The following is a 15,098-nucleotide window of genomic DNA, read 5'->3' as shown; positions in this document are numbered from 1 at the left end:
GATGGTCGCATGACGCTTCCGGTGACGATCGAGCAGACCGCCTGCTGCACCCCGGGCACCGCAGCCGCGCTGCCTGTCGCCGAGGCCGAGCGCATCGCGCACCTCTTCAAAGCACTCGGAGACCCCACGCGCATCCGCCTGCTCTCGCTCATCTCGTCGGCGGAGGGCGGCGAGGCCTGCATCTGCGATCTCACCGCCCCGGTCGGCCTCTCGCAGGGCACCGTCTCGCACCACATGAAGCTCTTGGCCGACGCCGGACTCGTCACTCGCGAGCAGCGCGGCAAGTGGGCGTATTTCTCTCTCGCCGACGGCGCGCTCGACGCGGCCGGAGAAGCGCTGCGACGCGTCTGAATCGCTCAGGCACACCCCGATAGGCTTGCTCCATGGCCCTTCTCTCGATCGCCGGCTCGACGCGCGCTCCGCATGAGCTGCGTTCGGCGACCCCGATGAGGAAGTCGATGCGCGTCGTCATGCACCCGGGCACGAACGGCTGGACCAGCGTCTGGGGCACACTTTCGCACGGTGAGATCGCGGGCTGCCCGCCGCCACGCGACTAGACCACGCCTCGATGGGGTGTGGTCTTAGGCGCCGTTCACCCCTTCTCTCGCGTGAGGTCTCTTCGTGTCCACTTCTCCTTCCCGTCCCCGTCTCCGCCTGGCTCCGCACGAGCTGTGGCGCGGCATCCGGAACAACGCCCGCAGCGACGTCCTCGGTGGCTCGCTCCTGCTCGCCGCCACCGTCGCCGCGCTGATCCTCGCCAACACCTCCGCGGTGTCGTGGTACGAGTCCGTGCGCGACTTCACCTTCGGCATCCCCGCGCTGCACCTCGACCTCAGCATCGGTGCCTGGGCGGCCGACGGCCTGCTGGCGATCTTCTTCTTCGTCGTCGGTCTCGAGCTGAAGGAGGAGTTCGTCACCGGTCGCCTGCGCGACCCGCGCCAGGCCGCGCTGCCGATCGCCGCGGCCGTCGGCGGAGTGATCGTGCCGGCGGTCATCTTCGCCGTCATCAACGCCGGCGACGGTGACGCCCTGCGCGGCTGGGCCATCCCGACCGCGACGGACATCGCGTTCGCCGTGGCCGTGATCGCCGTGGTGGGCAGGTTCCTGCCGCCCGCTCTGCGCGTCTTCCTGCTGACGCTCGCCATCATCGACGACCTCATCGCCATCACGATCATCGCCACGTTCTACACCGACACGATCAGCTTCCCGTGGCTCACGCTCGCCCTGCTTCCGCTCGCCGGATTCGCCCTCCTCGTGCAGAAGGGTGTTCGAGCGTGGTGGATCCTGCTTCCCCTCGCCGTCGCGGTCTGGGTCTGCATCCACGCCGCAGGAATCCACGCCACGGTCGCCGGCGTGCTGCTGGGCTTCGTCGTGCCCGTCGTGCCGACCGAGCGTGCCAGGGTCCCACGGGGAGTGGATGCCGACGGCGAGCCGGTGTACGACGGTCTGGCCCCGCACTTCGCCGATCGGTGGGGCGTCGTGGCGACGCTGTTCGCCGTGCCGGTCTTCGCCTTCTTCGCGGCCGGGGTCACCATCGGCGGTGTCGAGGGGCTGCGGTCGGCTCTCACCGACCCGATCGCGATCGGAATCATCGTCGGACTCGTCTTGGGCAAACCGATCGGGATCCTCGCGACCACCTTCCTGCTCAGCCGCGTGCCGGCGCTGCGCCTCGACGAGACGCTGCGCTGGCCCGACCTGACCGGCATGGCCTTCCTCGCGGGGATCGGATTCACCGTCTCCCTGCTGGTCGGCGAGCTCGCCTACGGGTCGAGTTCGATCGCCGACGAGCACGTCAAGATCGGCGTGCTGCTGGGATCCCTCATCGCGGCGGTCATCGGCGGCAGCATCCTCGCGCGTCGGAATGCCGTGGCGCGACGCGCGCGATGACGACGAGAGTGGGCCCGTCGCGGGGCCAGCGCGATCAGACCAGGCGCGCGGTCGTTCCTCGGACGTTCAGCTCATAGGGGAGCTCTGCGGGTATGCCCGCGGCCTCTCCGTCGGCGAGCTTGGCGAGCACGGCATCCGCCGCGCGCTCACCCTGACCCAGCGGGAACTGGTCGACCGTGCTGAGCCGGAAGAACTCGCCGAGCTCATGGCCGTCGATGCCCACGATCGAGAGGTCGTCCGGCACGGCGAAGCCGAGGTCGCGGGCGGCGAGGATCGCACCGATGGCCATCTCGTCGGATGCCGCGAACACGGCGGTGGGCCGGGGGCCCGGGCGGCCGAGCAGCTGCTTCGCCGCGCGGTATCCGCCCTCGACGGTGAAGTCGGCCGGTTCGAGGAAGGCGGGGTTCAGGGGGATTCCGGCTTTCGCCAGTGCCTTCTCGAACCCCAGGCGACGGTTCGTCGGGATGTGGAAGTCGATGTCGAACTCGGGGTTCGCGCCGATGTGGGCGATGTCATGGTGCCCGAGACCGATCAGGTGCTCTGTGGCGAGCTGCGCGACAGCCACGTCGTCGACCGTCAGGGTGTCGAGCTTCGGATTCGGGCCGCCGATCGCGATCACCGGCAGACCGAGGTCGAGCAGGTGCTGCGTCTCGTCGGCGTCGAGCTCGATCGACACCGCGATCACGGCGTCGACCCGCTGCCGCCGCAGGAACGTGTCGAACACGTGGCGGCGCACGTCCTTGTCGGCGGTGATGTTGTAGAGGGTGATGTCGTAGCCCTCGCGCATCAGCGCCGACGACACCCCCGACAGCACGGTGCTGAAGAACCAGCGGTCGAGAAAGGGCACCACCACGCCGATGTTGCGGGTGCGACCCGACGCCAGACTCGAGGCTCGAGACGAGACCACGTATCCGAGCGCCGCCGCCGCCTCCTGCACGCGTTGGCGAGCAGACTCCGACACGTGGCCTCGGCCGCTCAGGGCGCGCGAGACCGTCGCGGTCGAGACGCCGGCGAGCCGGGCGACCTCATCGATGCTCGCCATGGGGATTCCTCTCTGAGTCGGTGGGGCCGCGACATCCCCATCGGATGCCGCGGCCCCACCGTGTCCGGCTTACGCCGTGGTGTACCAGACGGCCGTGTCGACCGGCACAGCGCCGCCGTCGAACAGCTGGCTCTGCAGGATCACGAACGCGCCGGCGGGCAGCGGGATCGGCTCGGTGCCCAGGTTCGCGAGCACGTGCACGTCGCCGCGGCGGAATGCCACCGCATCCGCTCCGGCGTCCTCCCACACCAGCGAGCCGCTGCCGAAGCCGTACTCCCGGCGTCCGGCGAGCAGGCGCTTGTAGAGTGCGAGCGTCGACGAGGGGTCGACCTCCTCGACATCGCGCGAGTACGAGGCCCAGTCGGCCGGCTGCGGCAGCCACGACGCGCCGGTCTCGTTGAAGCCGAACGCCGGAGCATCCGCCTCCCACGGCAGCGGCACGCGGCATCCGTCTCGTCCGTAGCGCTCGCCGTTCGTGCGGAACCACGTCGGGTCCTGACGGAACGCGTCGGGGATCTCCATCGCCTCGGGCAGGCCGAGCTCTTCGCCCTGATAGAGGTAGGCGGAGCCGGGGAGGGCGAGCATCACGGTCGTCGCCGCGCGGGCGCGGGCGAGTCCGATCGCGGTGTCGGGCTTGTGCGGGGTGTTCGGGCCGATGCCCTCACCCTGCGGGTTCTCGGCGGTCAGTGCGAGGCGCGAGGCGTGGCGCACGACATCGTGGTTCGACAGCACCCAGGTGCTCGGAGCACCGACCGCACCGAACGCGTCGAGGGATTCGCGGATGACGTCGCCGAGAGCCTTCGCGTCCCACTCGGTCATCAGGTACGGGAAGTTGAATGTCTGGTGCATCTCGTCGGGGCGCACCCACAGCGCGGTCTGCTTCAGCGTCGGCATCCAGGCCTCGCCGCACAGTGCGCGATCGCCGTCGTACTCGGCGAGCACCTTGTGCCAGTCGCGGTAGATCTCGTGCACGCCGTCCTGACCCCAGTACGGCACGTCGTCCTCGCCGCCGCCCATCGAGTCGGCGTCGGCCGGCGGGGTGTAGTCGGGCAGGCCCTCGGCCTTGATCATGCCGTGAGCCACGTCGACGCGGAAGCCGTCGACGCCGCGGTCGAGCCAGAAGCGGAGGATGGAGCGGAACTCCTCGCGCACCTCTTCGTTGTTCCAGTCGAAGTCGGGCTGCGTGGGGTCGAAGATGTGCAGGTACCACTGGCCGGGAGTGCCGTCGGCCTCGGTGATGCGCTCCCACATGCCGCCGCCGAAGACGGATTCCCAGTTGTTGGGGGGCAGCTCGCCGTTCTCGCCCTTGCCGTCGCGGAAGATGTACCGTGCTCGCTCGGGGCTGCCGGGAGCCGCCTTCAGCGCCTCCTGGAACCAGGCGTGCTGAGCAGACGAGTGGTTCGGGACCAGGTCGACGACGACGCGGATGCCGCGGGCGTGCGCCTCGTCGAGCATGGTGTCGAAGTCGTCGAGCGTGCCGAAGAGCGGGTCGACGTCGCGGTAGTCGGCCACGTCGTATCCCGCGTCACGCTGCGGGCTCGTCATGAACGGGCTCAGCCAGATCGCGTCGACGCCCAGCTCCTTCAGGGAGTCGAGCCGGCTGGTGATGCCGGGCAGGTCGCCGATGCCGTCGCCAGAGGCGTCGGCGAACGAACGAGGGTAGATCTGGTAGATGACCGCGCTGCGCCACCACTCGGAACCGGGGGCTGCGATCTGCTCAAGCTGTGCCATGGGATCAGATTAGTGCAAACGCTTGCAGGTCTGCCACCATTGCGATCGAATCGTTTCGGCAACGCGATATTCCACGCCGCTCCACAGCGACTTGCAGCCCGGGAGTAGGCTTCGGGCATCCGACGACTGGAGGCTGTCATGGTTCCCGAGATCAACTACTGGGCCGTTCTGCTCGCGACCGCGTCGAGCATGATCGTCGGCACGATCTGGTACTCCCCGAAGGTGTTCGGCACGCGCTGGTCGAAGCTCGCGAACGTCGACATGGATCGCCCGGGCTCGAGCGCGACGATGGCGATCATCACCACCGTGTTCGTGAGCTTCGCGACGGCCTGGGTGCTGGCCGGAGCCTCCGCCATCGCGTGGCACTTCTACGACGGGTCGTTCTTCTGGGCGGCCGTCGTCACCGGTGTGCTGCTGTGGGCCGGATTCACCGCCGCGCGGTTCATCACCCACGATGCGTTCGAGGGGCGCCCGACAGCGCTGACCACCATGAACATCGCCCACGAGCTCGTCACGATCGTGGTCATGGCGCTGATCATCGGCGTCTGGCCGCCTGCGCTCGGCTAGCCCGCTGAGGCATCCTTCGTGAGGTCCTGCGCGAGCATCACGAGGATCCCGCTCGGGCCACGCAGGTAGGTGAGCTTGTAGACGTCCTGGTAGTTCGCGACTCCCCGCAGGGGCCGGAATCCATGCCGGGCGGCGATGGCCAGGGAATCGTCGATGTCGTCCACCGAGAACGCCACCCGGTGCATCCCGATCTCGTTCGGCAGCGTGGGCTCGGTCTCGATCGCGTCGGGGTGGATGTACTCGAACAGCTCGAGCTGACCGTGGCCGTCCGGTGTCTGCAGCACGGCGATCTTCGCATGATTGCCGTCGAGGCCGACTGCGGTGTCGGCCCACTCTCCGCTGACCTCGTCGCGGCCGAGCACAGTGAGGCCGAGATCGGTGAAGAAGGCGATGGTCGCGTCGAGGTCGCGCACGGCGATGCCGACGTTCTCCAGTGTGATGGGCATGCGTCGGATGCTACTCGCGAGCGCGACACGCCGGATGAGGCGAAAGACTAGACCTTCGCCCCTTCCGCTCGGACTTCTTGGTATGCCAGCATCTTGCACGTGACCTCCTGGTCGCTCGCGGGTCGTGCACTCGAACCGCGGTCCACACCGAGGGGGTCTTGATGTCGGGTTCGTCGCGTCGATCGGCTCCGTGGATGATCGCCGCCGCGCTCATCGCCGCCGCCCTGGTCGCGGGCGCGACGACCGCAGCCTCGGGTGATGGCCCCTCCGACGCTCCGACCGCCGACGTCGCCTCCGACCCCACGCTCTCCGTCGCCCTGGCTTACGAGTTCCTCGACGCCCGTGTCGACGAGTTCTGCGACGGTGCCGGGCACTGCCTTCCTCGCAGCTACGAAGGAGGGTTCTTCACCGACCTGCCGACGTGGGACTTCACTCCGTCCTTCGTCTACGACGACGCACTCGTCGTGATCGCGTACACCGCCAGGGGCCTGCCGGACGACATCCGCCGGGCGCAGACCATCGGCGACACCCTGCTCTTCGTGCAGGAGAACGATCCGATCGGCGACGGGCGAGTCCGCACGTCGTACGAACCCCACGGCATCCGACAGGGGCGGGTCGAGATCACCGGCCCGGGCACCTTCACGGGCAACCAGGCGTGGGCGGGCATGGCGCTCGCGCGGCTCTTCCACGCGACCGGCGAGTCGAAGTACCTCGACGGAGCCGTGCGGATCGCCGAGTGGATCCAGACCAACACCGCCGACATGGCGCGGGCTCCCTTCGGCTATACGGGGGGTCAGCTCGAGAACGGCTCTTCGCTGGAGTGGAAGTCCACCGAGCACAACACCGACATCGCCGGCTTCTTCACGCAGCTGGCCCAGCTGACCGGCGACCCCGTGTGGGCCGACAGGGCGGCGGTGGCCACGGCATTCGTCGCCGCGATGCAGAGCGCAGACGGTCACGTCGACACCGGCACGCTGCTCGACGGGTCGACCACGAACGTCTATCCGGTGCCGCTCGACGCCCAGACCTGGACGCTGCTCGGCACGGGTGACCCGCGGTACGGTGCGGCTGTCGACTGGGCGCTCGCGAACCTCATGGCCACCGACGGGCCGTATACCGGCCCGTCCATCAGTCACGTCGACACCTCCAAGGTGTGGTTCGAGGGCAGCGGACACCTGGCACTGGCCCTGAAGCTGAGGGGCGGAGCGGGCGACGCCGACCGCGCGGAGGCGCTGCTGAGCAGCATCCGACTCGGCCAGCGCGACGCGGCGAACGGAGACGGCAAGGGCATCGTGGCGACGTCGACCGACGGCCTGGATTCCGGCTTCGGCGACCTCTACTACGCCAGCCTGCACACCGGCGCGACGGCGTGGTACCTGCTCGCGGCCGCGGGGGACAACCCCTTCAGCCTTCCCGTCGACTGAGCGGCGCCGACTCCCGCCGGACGCGATTGCGATTGCGAGGTCGGTTTCGCTTTTTCAGACCGATGCGGGGTCGAAAAGGCATCCGATTCGGTCGTTTCCGATGCGGAACTGACCCCGGCTGTGTGCGGGGTGCGGAATCGACCCCGGGTAGGAGTGCGGATGCCGCGTCGACCGGCCCCAGCCCTGGCGGGCTGCTGACCGGCGCGCCCGCGTGCCCTTCGGTGCTCAGGCGGTGCTTACGCGGCGACGCGCACGACCGCGGCGACCGCGCTCGTGAAGAAGTCGAGTCCGTCGAGGCCCGAGCGCATGGCGGCCGAGGTGTCGGGGCCGAAGCCGGCCTCGGTGGCGTGCTCGGGGTGCGGCATGAGCCCCACGACGTTGCCCGCCTCGTTGGTGAGTCCGGCGATGTCGCGCAGCGATCCGTTGGGGTTGACGCCCGCATAGCGGAAGGCCACGAGACCCTCGCCCTCGAGACGGTCGAGCGTCTCTTCGTCGGCGATGTAGCCGCCGTCGGCGTTCTTCAGCGGGATCGTGATCTCCTGGCCGGTGCGGAAGCGGTTCGTCCACGCCGTGTCGGAGTTCTCGACGATGAGCTTCTGGTCGCGACGCACGAAGTGCTGGTGGTCGTTGCGGATCAGACCGCCGGGCAGCAGGTGCGCCTCGACGAGCATCTGGAAGCCGTTGCAGATGCCGAGGATCGGCATGCCCTTGGCGGCTGCGTCCTTGACCTCGCTCATGATCGGCGACAGCGCGGCGATCGCTCCGGCGCGCAGGTAGTCGCCGTAGCTGAAGCCACCGGGCAGCACCAGGGCATCGACGCCTTCGAGGTCGTGCGAACCGTGCCAGAGGGCGACGGGCTCGGCGCCGGCGATGCGCACGGCGCGCTGAGCGTCGCGGTCGTCGAGCGAGCCGGGGAAGGTGATGACGCCGATGCGGACGCTCACGCAGCGACCTCGATGCCCACGACGTCTTCGATCACGGAGTTGGAGAGCACCTCGTCGGCGATGCGACGGGCCTCGGCGAGGATCTCGTCGGTGACCTCGCCCTCGACGGTGAGCTCGAAGCGCTTGCCGATGCGGACATCGGTGAAGCCCTCGACGCCCAGACGGGAGAATGCGCCAGAGACGGCCTTCCCCTGCGGGTCGAGCAGTTCGGGCTTGGGCATGACGTCGACGACGATGGTGGGCATGTGGATCCTCCTGGCGGCCGCAGGCCGCAGCTATCGGTCGTTGAGCGACGAGCGCAGCGAGGAGTCGAAACGCGGGAGTCGCGGGCGGACGGGCGCGACCAGTCTACCGGCTCGCGGCAGGCGCCTTGAGCGAGAGCGCGAGCGTCAGGCGTGGAAGACGGTGTGCAGGTCTCCGATGGCCTCGCGGCCGCCCAGGCCGTCGATCTCGAACAGCACCGAGATCCCGACGACGTGGCTGCCGAGGCGCTCCACGAGCTCGCGTCCTGCGGCGAGCGTGCCACCCGTGGCGAGCACGTCGTCGATCAGCAGCACGCGGGATCCTGCGGGCAGGTCGTCGTGCATCTCGATCGTCGCCGTGCCGTACTCGAGCGCGTAGTCGACGGATGCTGCGGGCCGGGGGAGCTTGCCGGCCTTGCGGATCGGGATGAGTCCCACGCCGGCGGCGATGGCGGCCGCCCCGGCGAGGATGAACCCCCGCGCCTCGATGCCCGCGACCACGTCGAACTGCCCTGCGAACGGCGCGATGATCGCGTCGGTCGTGGCCTGAAGCGCCTCGGCGTCGGCGAGCAGCGGTGTGATGTCGCGGAAGATGATCCCCGCCTCCGGGTAGTCCGGGATGCTGCGGATCAGCGATTCGGCGCGGACGAGGGCGGGGGAGAGTTCGGTGTCGGGCACCGGTCAAGGGTACGCCAACACGGGGGCTTGACATTCGTGGGAGCGCTCCCATAGAGTCTCTCATCAATGCGTGGGAGCGCTCCCACGAGAGTTCCACGCATTGCCCCGACGCACCACACGCACCACAACCGCACGACCCACCACAAAGGAGTGAACTGTGAACACACGTGCCCGCAAGCGGATCCTGACGGCAGCAGCCGTCGCATCCGTCTCTGCCCTGGCCCTCGCCGGCTGCGCCTCTGCCGACTCGGGAGACAGCGCCACCGGTGACGAGAAGGTCACGCTGACCGTCACGACGTTCGGCACCTTCGGATACGACGACCTCTACGACGAGTACGAGAAGGCGAACCCGAACGTCACGATCGAGGCGACCAACATCGACACTGGCGGCAACGCCCGCACCGACGCGTTCACGAAGATCGCGGCAGGCTCGGGCCTCAGCGACGTCGTCGCGATCGAGGAGGGCTGGCTCGGCGCCATCATGGACGTCTCCGACACCTTCGTCGACCTGCGCGACTACGGCATCGAAGACCGCAAGGCCGACTGGGTCGACTGGAAGTACGGACAGGCGACCGATGCCGAGGGCCGCGTGATCGGCTACGGCACCGACATCGGCCCGAGCGGCATCTGCTACAACGGCGCAGCCTTCGAGGCAGCAGGACTCCCGAGCGACCGCGAGTCGGTGGCCGAGCTGCTGAACGGCGACTGGGAGAACTACTTCGCGGTGGGCGCCGAGTACACGGCGAAGACCGGCAAGGCCTGGTACGACCACTCCGGCTTCGTCTGGAACGCCATGGTCAACCAGCTCGACGAGGGCTACTACACCTCCGATGGCGAGCTCAACGTCGAGGACAACGCCGAGCTCAAAGAGCGCTTCGAACTGCTCGGCTCCGCGACCGAGGGCGGCCAGTCCGCCGCGCAGACCGCATGGGACTGGAACGGTGGCAAGTCGTTCGTCGACGGCACCTTCGCCACGTTCGTCTGCCCCGGCTGGATGCTCGGAGTCGTGCAGGGTCAGGTCGAGGCCGGAGGCGGCGACGCGTCGACCGGCTGGGACTTCGCCGACGTGTTCCCCGGCGGAGCAGCCAACTGGGGCGGCGCCTTCCTGTCGATCCCCGAGAGCTCCGAGCACAAGGAAGCCGCGGCCGACCTGGCCGACTGGCTGACGCAGCCCGAGCAGCAGGTCAAGCAGTCCGCCGCCGCGGGCAACTTCCCCTCCACCGTCGAGGCACAGGAGACGCTCTCCGCAGAGGCGACGCCGAACGCGTTCTTCAACGACGCGCCCACCGGCGCCATCCTCGCCGAGCGTGCGAAGGGTGTCGTGGCGCAGTTCAAGGGCGCCGATGACTCGGTGATCCAGGAGAACGTCTTCGGTCCGGCCCTCAGCGGCCTCGACCGCGGCGAGACCGACACCCAGGGCGCCTGGGATGCCGCGGTCAAGCTCCTGAACGAGCTGGTCGACTGACCCTCCGGTCGTTGAGCGAGCGCAGCGGAGCCGCCCGAGACGAAACGCTCACCGCGTCTCGTCTCGGGGCTTCGCTCCTCGCTCAACGACCGACGACTCTCCGGTCGTTGAGCGAGCACGGCGGAGCCGAGCGAGACGACACGCGCCACTCAGACGAAGGAACCCCTCATGACCCTCACAGCGGAACGCCGCGAGACGGCATCCGATGCGCCGAAGGCGGATGCCGCCGGCCGGCGTCCCTGGCGGCACCGCCTCTCGCGGTTCGACCAGAACGCGTCCCCGTACTTCTACATCTCGCCGTTCTTCCTGCTGTTCGGGCTGGTCGGACTCTTCCCTCTGCTCTACACGGTGTGGGTGGCCGTGCACGAGTGGGACCTGCTCAAGGGGCAGGGTGAGTTCATCGGCGCAGGGAACTTCATCGAGATCCTCGGCGACGCGATGTTCTGGAACTCGATCTTCAACACCCTGAGCATCTTCCTGCTGTCGGCGATCCCGCAGCTCGCGGTTGCCCTGGTGATCGCCTACCTGCTCGATCGCGGCCTCCGCGCCCCCACCTTCTGGCGCATGAGCATCCTCATCCCGTTCGTGGTCACGCCCGTCGCCGTCGCCATCATCTTCTCGAGCATCTTCAACGAGGCCGACGGCCTCGCCAACAACCTGCTCAACCTGATCGGCATCGCCGACCAGCAGTGGAAGCACGACACCGCGCTCTCGCACCTGGCGATCGCCGTGATGGTGAACTTCCGCTGGACCGGCTACAACGCCCTCATCCTGCTCGCCGCCATGCAGGCGGTGCCTCGCGACCTCTACGAGTCGGCCGCGCTCGACGGCGCAGGAGCCGCGCGTCGCTTCTTCTCGATCACGATCCCCACGATCCGCCCGACCCTCATCTTCGTGATCATCACGGCCACGATCGGCGGTCTGCAGATCTTCGCCGAGCCCCGTCTGTTCGACGTCTCGACCGCGGGCGGAATCGGCGGCAGCGACCGACAGTTCCAGACCACGGTGCTGTTCCTGTGGGAGCTCGCCTTCTTCCGTCGAGACCTCGGCGAAGCATCCGCCGTCGCGATCCTGCTGTTCCTGCTCATCGTGGGCATCGGAGTGATCAACTTCCTCATCTCGAGGCGGATCTCGACAGGCGATGCTCCCCAGAACCGTGCCGCGCGACGGCGCGCACGCACCGCCGCGGCCGCAGCCGCGACGGCCGCAGCCGCAGGCTCGACGATCGCCACCACTACCGAGGAGAACGCGCGATGACCGCCACACAGGCGCTGAGCGTCCCCGAGAAGATCCGCAGGCGCCGAGGCGCCGTCGGCGGAAACGCCGGAATCGGCAGCCGCCCCGGATTCCTCACCTACGGGCTGCTCGCCGCATTCATCATCGGCAGCGTCTACCCGCTGTGGTGGTCGGTCGTCGTGGCGAGCGGCACCAACTCGACGCGCGGCGAGACCCTGCCGTTGATCCCCGGCGGCAACTTCCTCGCCAACGCCGCCAAGGTGTTCGACGCGATCCCGTTCTGGCTGGCGCTCGGGAACTCGTTCCTCATCTCCGGCATCATCACGCTGTCGGTCGTGACGTTCTCGACGCTCGCCGGATACGCGTTCGCCAAGCTCCGCTTCAAGGGACGCGACGGACTGATGATCTTCGTGATCGCGACCATGGCGATCCCGACGCAGCTCGGCATCATCCCCCTGTTCATGCTGATGCGCGAGCTCGGCTGGACGGGATCGATCGGCGCGGTCATCGTGCCGACCCTGGTCACCGCCTTCGGCGTCTTCTTCATGCGGCAGTACCTGGTCGACGTGATCCCCGACGAGCTGATCGAGGCCGCGCGCATGGACGGCGCCAACCAGTTCCGCACGTTCCTCACCGTCGGCCTCCCGGCGGCTCGGCCCGCCATGGCGATCCTCGGGCTCTTCACCTTCATGACCGCGTGGACCGACTACCTGTGGCCGCTGATCGTGCTCTCCCCGCAGAACCCGACTCTGCAGACGGCGCTCAGCCAGCTGCAGTCCGGCTATTACATCGACTACTCGATCGTGCTCGCCGGTGCGGTGCTCGCGACCCTTCCGCTGCTCGTCCTCTTCGTGGTGGCGGGCCGGCAGCTGGTCAGTGGCATCATGGCGGGCGCGGTGAAAGGATGACCCCTATGACCCGCGCCTTCCCCGAGAACTTCCTGTTCGGCGCCGCGACAGCGGCGTACCAGATCGAGGGGGCCGCTTTCGAAGACGGGCGCACCGCGTCGATCTGGGATGCCTTCAGCCGCGAGCCGGGTGCGGTCATCGGCGGGGACAACGGCGACGTGGCGTGCGACCACTATCACCGCTACCCGCAGGACGTCGCGCTCATGAAGGAGCTCGGGCTGCAGACCTACCGCTTCTCGACCTCGTGGTCGCGGGTGCGTCCTGACGGCGGCGCGGTCAACGCGAAGGGCGTCGACTTCTACGAGCGCCTCGTCGACGAGCTGCTCGCGAACGACATCCTGCCGTGGCTGACCCTGTATCACTGGGACATGCCGCAGGCGCTGCAGGAGACCGGCGGCTGGACGAACCGCGACACCGTCGGACGCTTCCTCGAGTACGCGGGCACGATGCACGACGCACTGGGCGACCGTGTGAACGTGTGGACGACGCTGAACGAGCCCTGGTGCTCGTCGTTCCTCTCCTACACGGGCGGCGAGCACGCTCCCGGGCACACGAGCGTCGCCGAGGGGCTGCTCTCGGCCCACCACCTGCTGCTCGCCCACGGCGAGACGGTGCGCGAGCTGCGCGGTCGGGATGCGAGCCTCAACCTCGGCATCACCCTGAACCACACCGTCGCAGACCCGGCAGATCCGGCGAATCCCGCCGACGTCGACGCGGCTCGTCGGGTCGACGGCCAGTTCAACCGCTGGTTCCTCGACCCGATCTACCGCGGCGTGTACCCCGACGACATCATCAGGGACATCAGGGCGGTGGATGCCGACGCGGTGTCGCGCTTCACGGATGCCGTCCATGACGGCGATCTCGCCGTGATCTCGCAGCCCATCGACACGCAGGGCGTCAACTACTACCACGGTGACTTCGTGTCGGGCACGGCGCCGGCGGAGATGCCGGTCAGCGGCGGGCCCGCGACGGATCGCCCCGCACGCAGCCCCTACCCGTCGAGCGATGGCATCTACGCGGTCGAACGCGGACTGCCGCGCACCGCCCAGAACTGGGAGGTGCAGCCCGAGGGGCTGACCCGTCTGCTGCAGCGCGTGTGGACCGACTACGCCGAGCCCGCAGGAACCGTGCTCTACATGACCGAGAACGGTGCTGCCTACGACGACGTCGCCGTGGTCGAAGACGGCGAGACCCGTGTGCACGACGCCGACCGCACCGAGTTCCTGCGGCTGCACCTCGCGGCCGTGCTCGACGCGGCAGATGCCGGCGTCGATGTGCGCGGCTACTTCTACTGGTCGATGTTCGACAACTTCGAATGGGCATGGGGCTACGACAAGCGCTTCGGCATCGTGCGCGTCGACTACGACACCCAGGAGCGGAGTCTGAAGGACTCCGGTCGGGAGTACGCTCGCATCATCGCCGCCCGCGCTCTCTGACGCCGGCAGCGACAGTCGAGAGCATCCGGTCTCGCGGCCGGACAGAGGGGAGAGCCGTGTCGTCACGAGCGACCATCGAAGAGGTGGCATCGGCCGCAGGGGTGTCGAGATCGACGGTGTCGCGGGTCGTCAACGGCTCGACGGCGGTGAGCCCTGAGGCCCTCGAGTCGGTGAAGCGCGCGATCGAGGAGCTCAGCTACGTGCCCAATCGCGCGGCTCGCTCGCTCGCGTCGAGGCAGACTCACGCGATCGCGCTGATCGTGCCCGAAGACACCACGCGCTTCTTCGGCGACCCGTTCTTCGCGTCGATCGTCGCGGGCATCACGGGTGCGCTCCGGGGGTCGGACTACCTGCTCAACCTGCTCATCGCGAGCGACGATCCCGGCGACAAGATGACCAGCTTCGTGCGCAACGGCGGTGTCGACGGTGCGCTCATCGTGTCTCACCACACCAGCGACGCCTTCATCGACCGGGTCGCCGACGCCGTGCCCGTGGTCTGGGGTGGCCGACCGGTGCGGATCCGCGAGGGTGACTACGTGGTCGACGTCGACAACGTCGCCGGAGCTCGCACGGCCACCCAGCATCTGATCGAGACCGGCCGCACACGCATCGCGACGATCTCGGGACCCATGACGATGGTCTCGTCGGTCGACCGTGTGCAGGGCTTCCGCGGCGCACTGGCGGACGCCGGGCTCTCGCCGTTCGCCGAAGAGGCGGGTGACTACAGCGAGGCCAGCGGAGCGGATGCGGCGCGCCGCATCCTCGCCGAGGGCCGCCCCGACGCGATCTTCGTCGCCAGCGACCTCATGGCCCGTGGCGCCCTGACGGCGCTGCGCTCCGCCGGCATCCGCGTTCCCGAAGACGTCGCGCTCGTCGGATTCGACGACTCGTCCGTCGCGCTGAGCACCGAACCGCAGCTGACCACGATGCGACAGCCGATGTATGCGCAGGGGGAGGCGATGGCCGGAGTGCTGCTCTCGCGCCTCGCCGGTCGCGACCCCGCGCACACGACGATCCTTCCGACCGAGCTCGTGGTGCGCGCCTCGTCGTAGCCGCTCCACGCGATCCGCGTCTCCGCCGGCGCGGAAGTGA

16 protein-coding genes are annotated in these 15,098 nt (G+C 68.7%); 10 read left to right on the top strand and 6 right to left on the bottom strand.

Going from position 1 to position 15,098, the window contains the following annotated elements; genetic code table 11:
* Positions 1 to 9 precede the first annotated feature (9 nt).
* The 3 genes from RU09_RS04805 to nhaA all read left to right on the top strand — a co-directional run bounded on the left by RU09_RS04805 (position 10) and on the right by nhaA (position 1,887).
* The gene (locus RU09_RS04805; protein ID WP_042538075.1) at positions 10 to 351 is read left to right on the top strand and encodes an ArsR/SmtB family transcription factor; all 342 of its coding nucleotides are present in this window, start codon (positions 10 to 12) and stop codon (positions 349 to 351) included.
* Between the two features lie 32 nt (positions 352 to 383).
* Positions 384 to 557, top strand: a complete 174-nt coding sequence (locus tag RU09_RS18670; protein WP_164481681.1) for a hypothetical protein — start codon at positions 384 to 386, stop codon at positions 555 to 557.
* 64 nt (positions 558 to 621) lie between these two features.
* Positions 622 to 1,887, top strand: a complete 1,266-nt coding sequence (nhaA, locus tag RU09_RS04800; RefSeq protein ID WP_052492858.1) for a Na+/H+ antiporter NhaA — start codon at positions 622 to 624, stop codon at positions 1,885 to 1,887.
* Between the two features lie 34 nt (positions 1,888 to 1,921).
* Here the strand turns inward: nhaA and RU09_RS04795 are convergent, their stop codons facing one another.
* Both RU09_RS04795 and RU09_RS04790 read right to left on the bottom strand, forming a co-directional pair.
* Positions 1,922 to 2,929 (bottom strand): LacI family DNA-binding transcriptional regulator, encoded by a 1,008-nt coding sequence (locus RU09_RS04795; protein ID WP_042538074.1) that lies wholly within the window; start codon positions 2,927 to 2,929, stop codon positions 1,922 to 1,924.
* Positions 2,930 to 2,998: 69 nt separating this feature from the next.
* Positions 2,999 to 4,660 (bottom strand): glycoside hydrolase family 13 protein, encoded by a 1,662-nt coding sequence (locus tag RU09_RS04790; RefSeq protein WP_042538073.1) that lies wholly within the window; start codon positions 4,658 to 4,660, stop codon positions 2,999 to 3,001.
* Positions 4,661 to 4,798: 138 nt separating this feature from the next.
* Between RU09_RS04790 and RU09_RS04785 the strand changes: the two genes are divergently transcribed.
* The gene (locus RU09_RS04785; RefSeq protein ID WP_042538072.1) at positions 4,799 to 5,227 is read left to right on the top strand and encodes a DUF1761 domain-containing protein; all 429 of its coding nucleotides are present in this window, start codon (positions 4,799 to 4,801) and stop codon (positions 5,225 to 5,227) included.
* Here RU09_RS04785 and RU09_RS04780 read toward each other — a convergent pair.
* Positions 5,224 to 5,673 carry a VOC family protein gene (locus tag RU09_RS04780; protein WP_042538071.1) on the bottom strand — a complete coding sequence of 150 codons (450 nt, stop codon included), beginning with the start codon at positions 5,671 to 5,673 and terminating at the stop codon, positions 5,224 to 5,226. The two genes, RU09_RS04785 and RU09_RS04780, sit on opposite strands and share 4 nt — an antisense overlap.
* 194 nt (positions 5,674 to 5,867) lie before the next feature.
* Between RU09_RS04780 and RU09_RS04775 the strand changes: the two genes are divergently transcribed.
* Positions 5,868 to 7,097: a hypothetical protein gene (locus tag RU09_RS04775; protein ID WP_231567467.1), complete on the top strand. Its 1,230-nt coding sequence runs from the start codon at positions 5,868 to 5,870 to the stop codon at positions 7,095 to 7,097.
* Between the two features lie 236 nt (positions 7,098 to 7,333).
* Here RU09_RS04775 and purQ read toward each other — a convergent pair whose 3' ends face one another.
* The 3 genes from purQ to RU09_RS04760 all read right to left on the bottom strand — a co-directional run bounded on the left by purQ (position 7,334) and on the right by RU09_RS04760 (position 8,961).
* On the bottom strand, positions 7,334 to 8,041 hold the full coding sequence (gene purQ / locus RU09_RS04770) for a phosphoribosylformylglycinamidine synthase subunit PurQ (RefSeq protein WP_042538067.1): 708 nt from the start codon (positions 8,039 to 8,041) through the stop codon (positions 7,334 to 7,336).
* Positions 8,038 to 8,286, bottom strand: a complete 249-nt coding sequence (purS, locus tag RU09_RS04765) for a phosphoribosylformylglycinamidine synthase subunit PurS (protein ID WP_042538064.1) — start codon at positions 8,284 to 8,286, stop codon at positions 8,038 to 8,040. The genes purQ and purS overlap by 4 nt, the downstream gene beginning before the upstream one ends.
* Positions 8,287 to 8,430: 144 nt before the next feature.
* The gene (locus RU09_RS04760; RefSeq protein ID WP_042538063.1) at positions 8,431 to 8,961 is read right to left on the bottom strand and encodes an adenine phosphoribosyltransferase; all 531 of its coding nucleotides are present in this window, start codon (positions 8,959 to 8,961) and stop codon (positions 8,431 to 8,433) included.
* Positions 8,962 to 9,118: 157 nt separating this feature from the next.
* On the opposite strand from RU09_RS04760, the gene RU09_RS04755 reads away from it, so the two are divergent.
* The 5 genes from RU09_RS04755 to RU09_RS04735 all read left to right on the top strand — a co-directional run bounded on the left by RU09_RS04755 (position 9,119) and on the right by RU09_RS04735 (position 15,058).
* Positions 9,119 to 10,426, top strand: coding sequence for an ABC transporter substrate-binding protein (locus RU09_RS04755; RefSeq protein ID WP_042538061.1), 1,308 nt, complete (start codon positions 9,119 to 9,121; stop codon positions 10,424 to 10,426).
* Between the two features lie 168 nt (positions 10,427 to 10,594).
* On the top strand, positions 10,595 to 11,683 hold the full coding sequence (locus tag RU09_RS04750; RefSeq protein ID WP_042538059.1) for a carbohydrate ABC transporter permease: 1,089 nt from the start codon (positions 10,595 to 10,597) through the stop codon (positions 11,681 to 11,683).
* On the top strand, positions 11,680 to 12,570 hold the full coding sequence (locus RU09_RS04745) for a carbohydrate ABC transporter permease (protein ID WP_042538056.1): 891 nt from the start codon (positions 11,680 to 11,682) through the stop codon (positions 12,568 to 12,570). The genes RU09_RS04750 and RU09_RS04745 overlap by 4 nt, the downstream gene beginning before the upstream one ends.
* Before the next feature lie 5 nt (positions 12,571 to 12,575).
* Positions 12,576 to 14,006 carry a GH1 family beta-glucosidase gene (locus tag RU09_RS04740; protein ID WP_197065963.1) on the top strand — a complete coding sequence of 477 codons (1,431 nt, stop codon included), beginning with the start codon at positions 12,576 to 12,578 and terminating at the stop codon, positions 14,004 to 14,006.
* Positions 14,007 to 14,062: 56 nt separating this feature from the next.
* A complete protein-coding gene (locus RU09_RS04735; protein WP_042538052.1) occupies positions 14,063 to 15,058 on the top strand; it encodes a LacI family DNA-binding transcriptional regulator in 996 nt (331 codons plus the stop codon).
* Positions 15,059 to 15,098 lie beyond the last annotated feature (40 nt).

This window comes from Microbacterium sp. MEJ108Y, assembly GCF_000834175.1.
In the GTDB taxonomy this organism is placed as follows: Bacteria; Actinomycetota; Actinomycetes; order Actinomycetales; family Microbacteriaceae; genus Microbacterium; species Microbacterium forte.
This window is presented reverse-complemented; position numbering and strand designations above follow the sequence as displayed.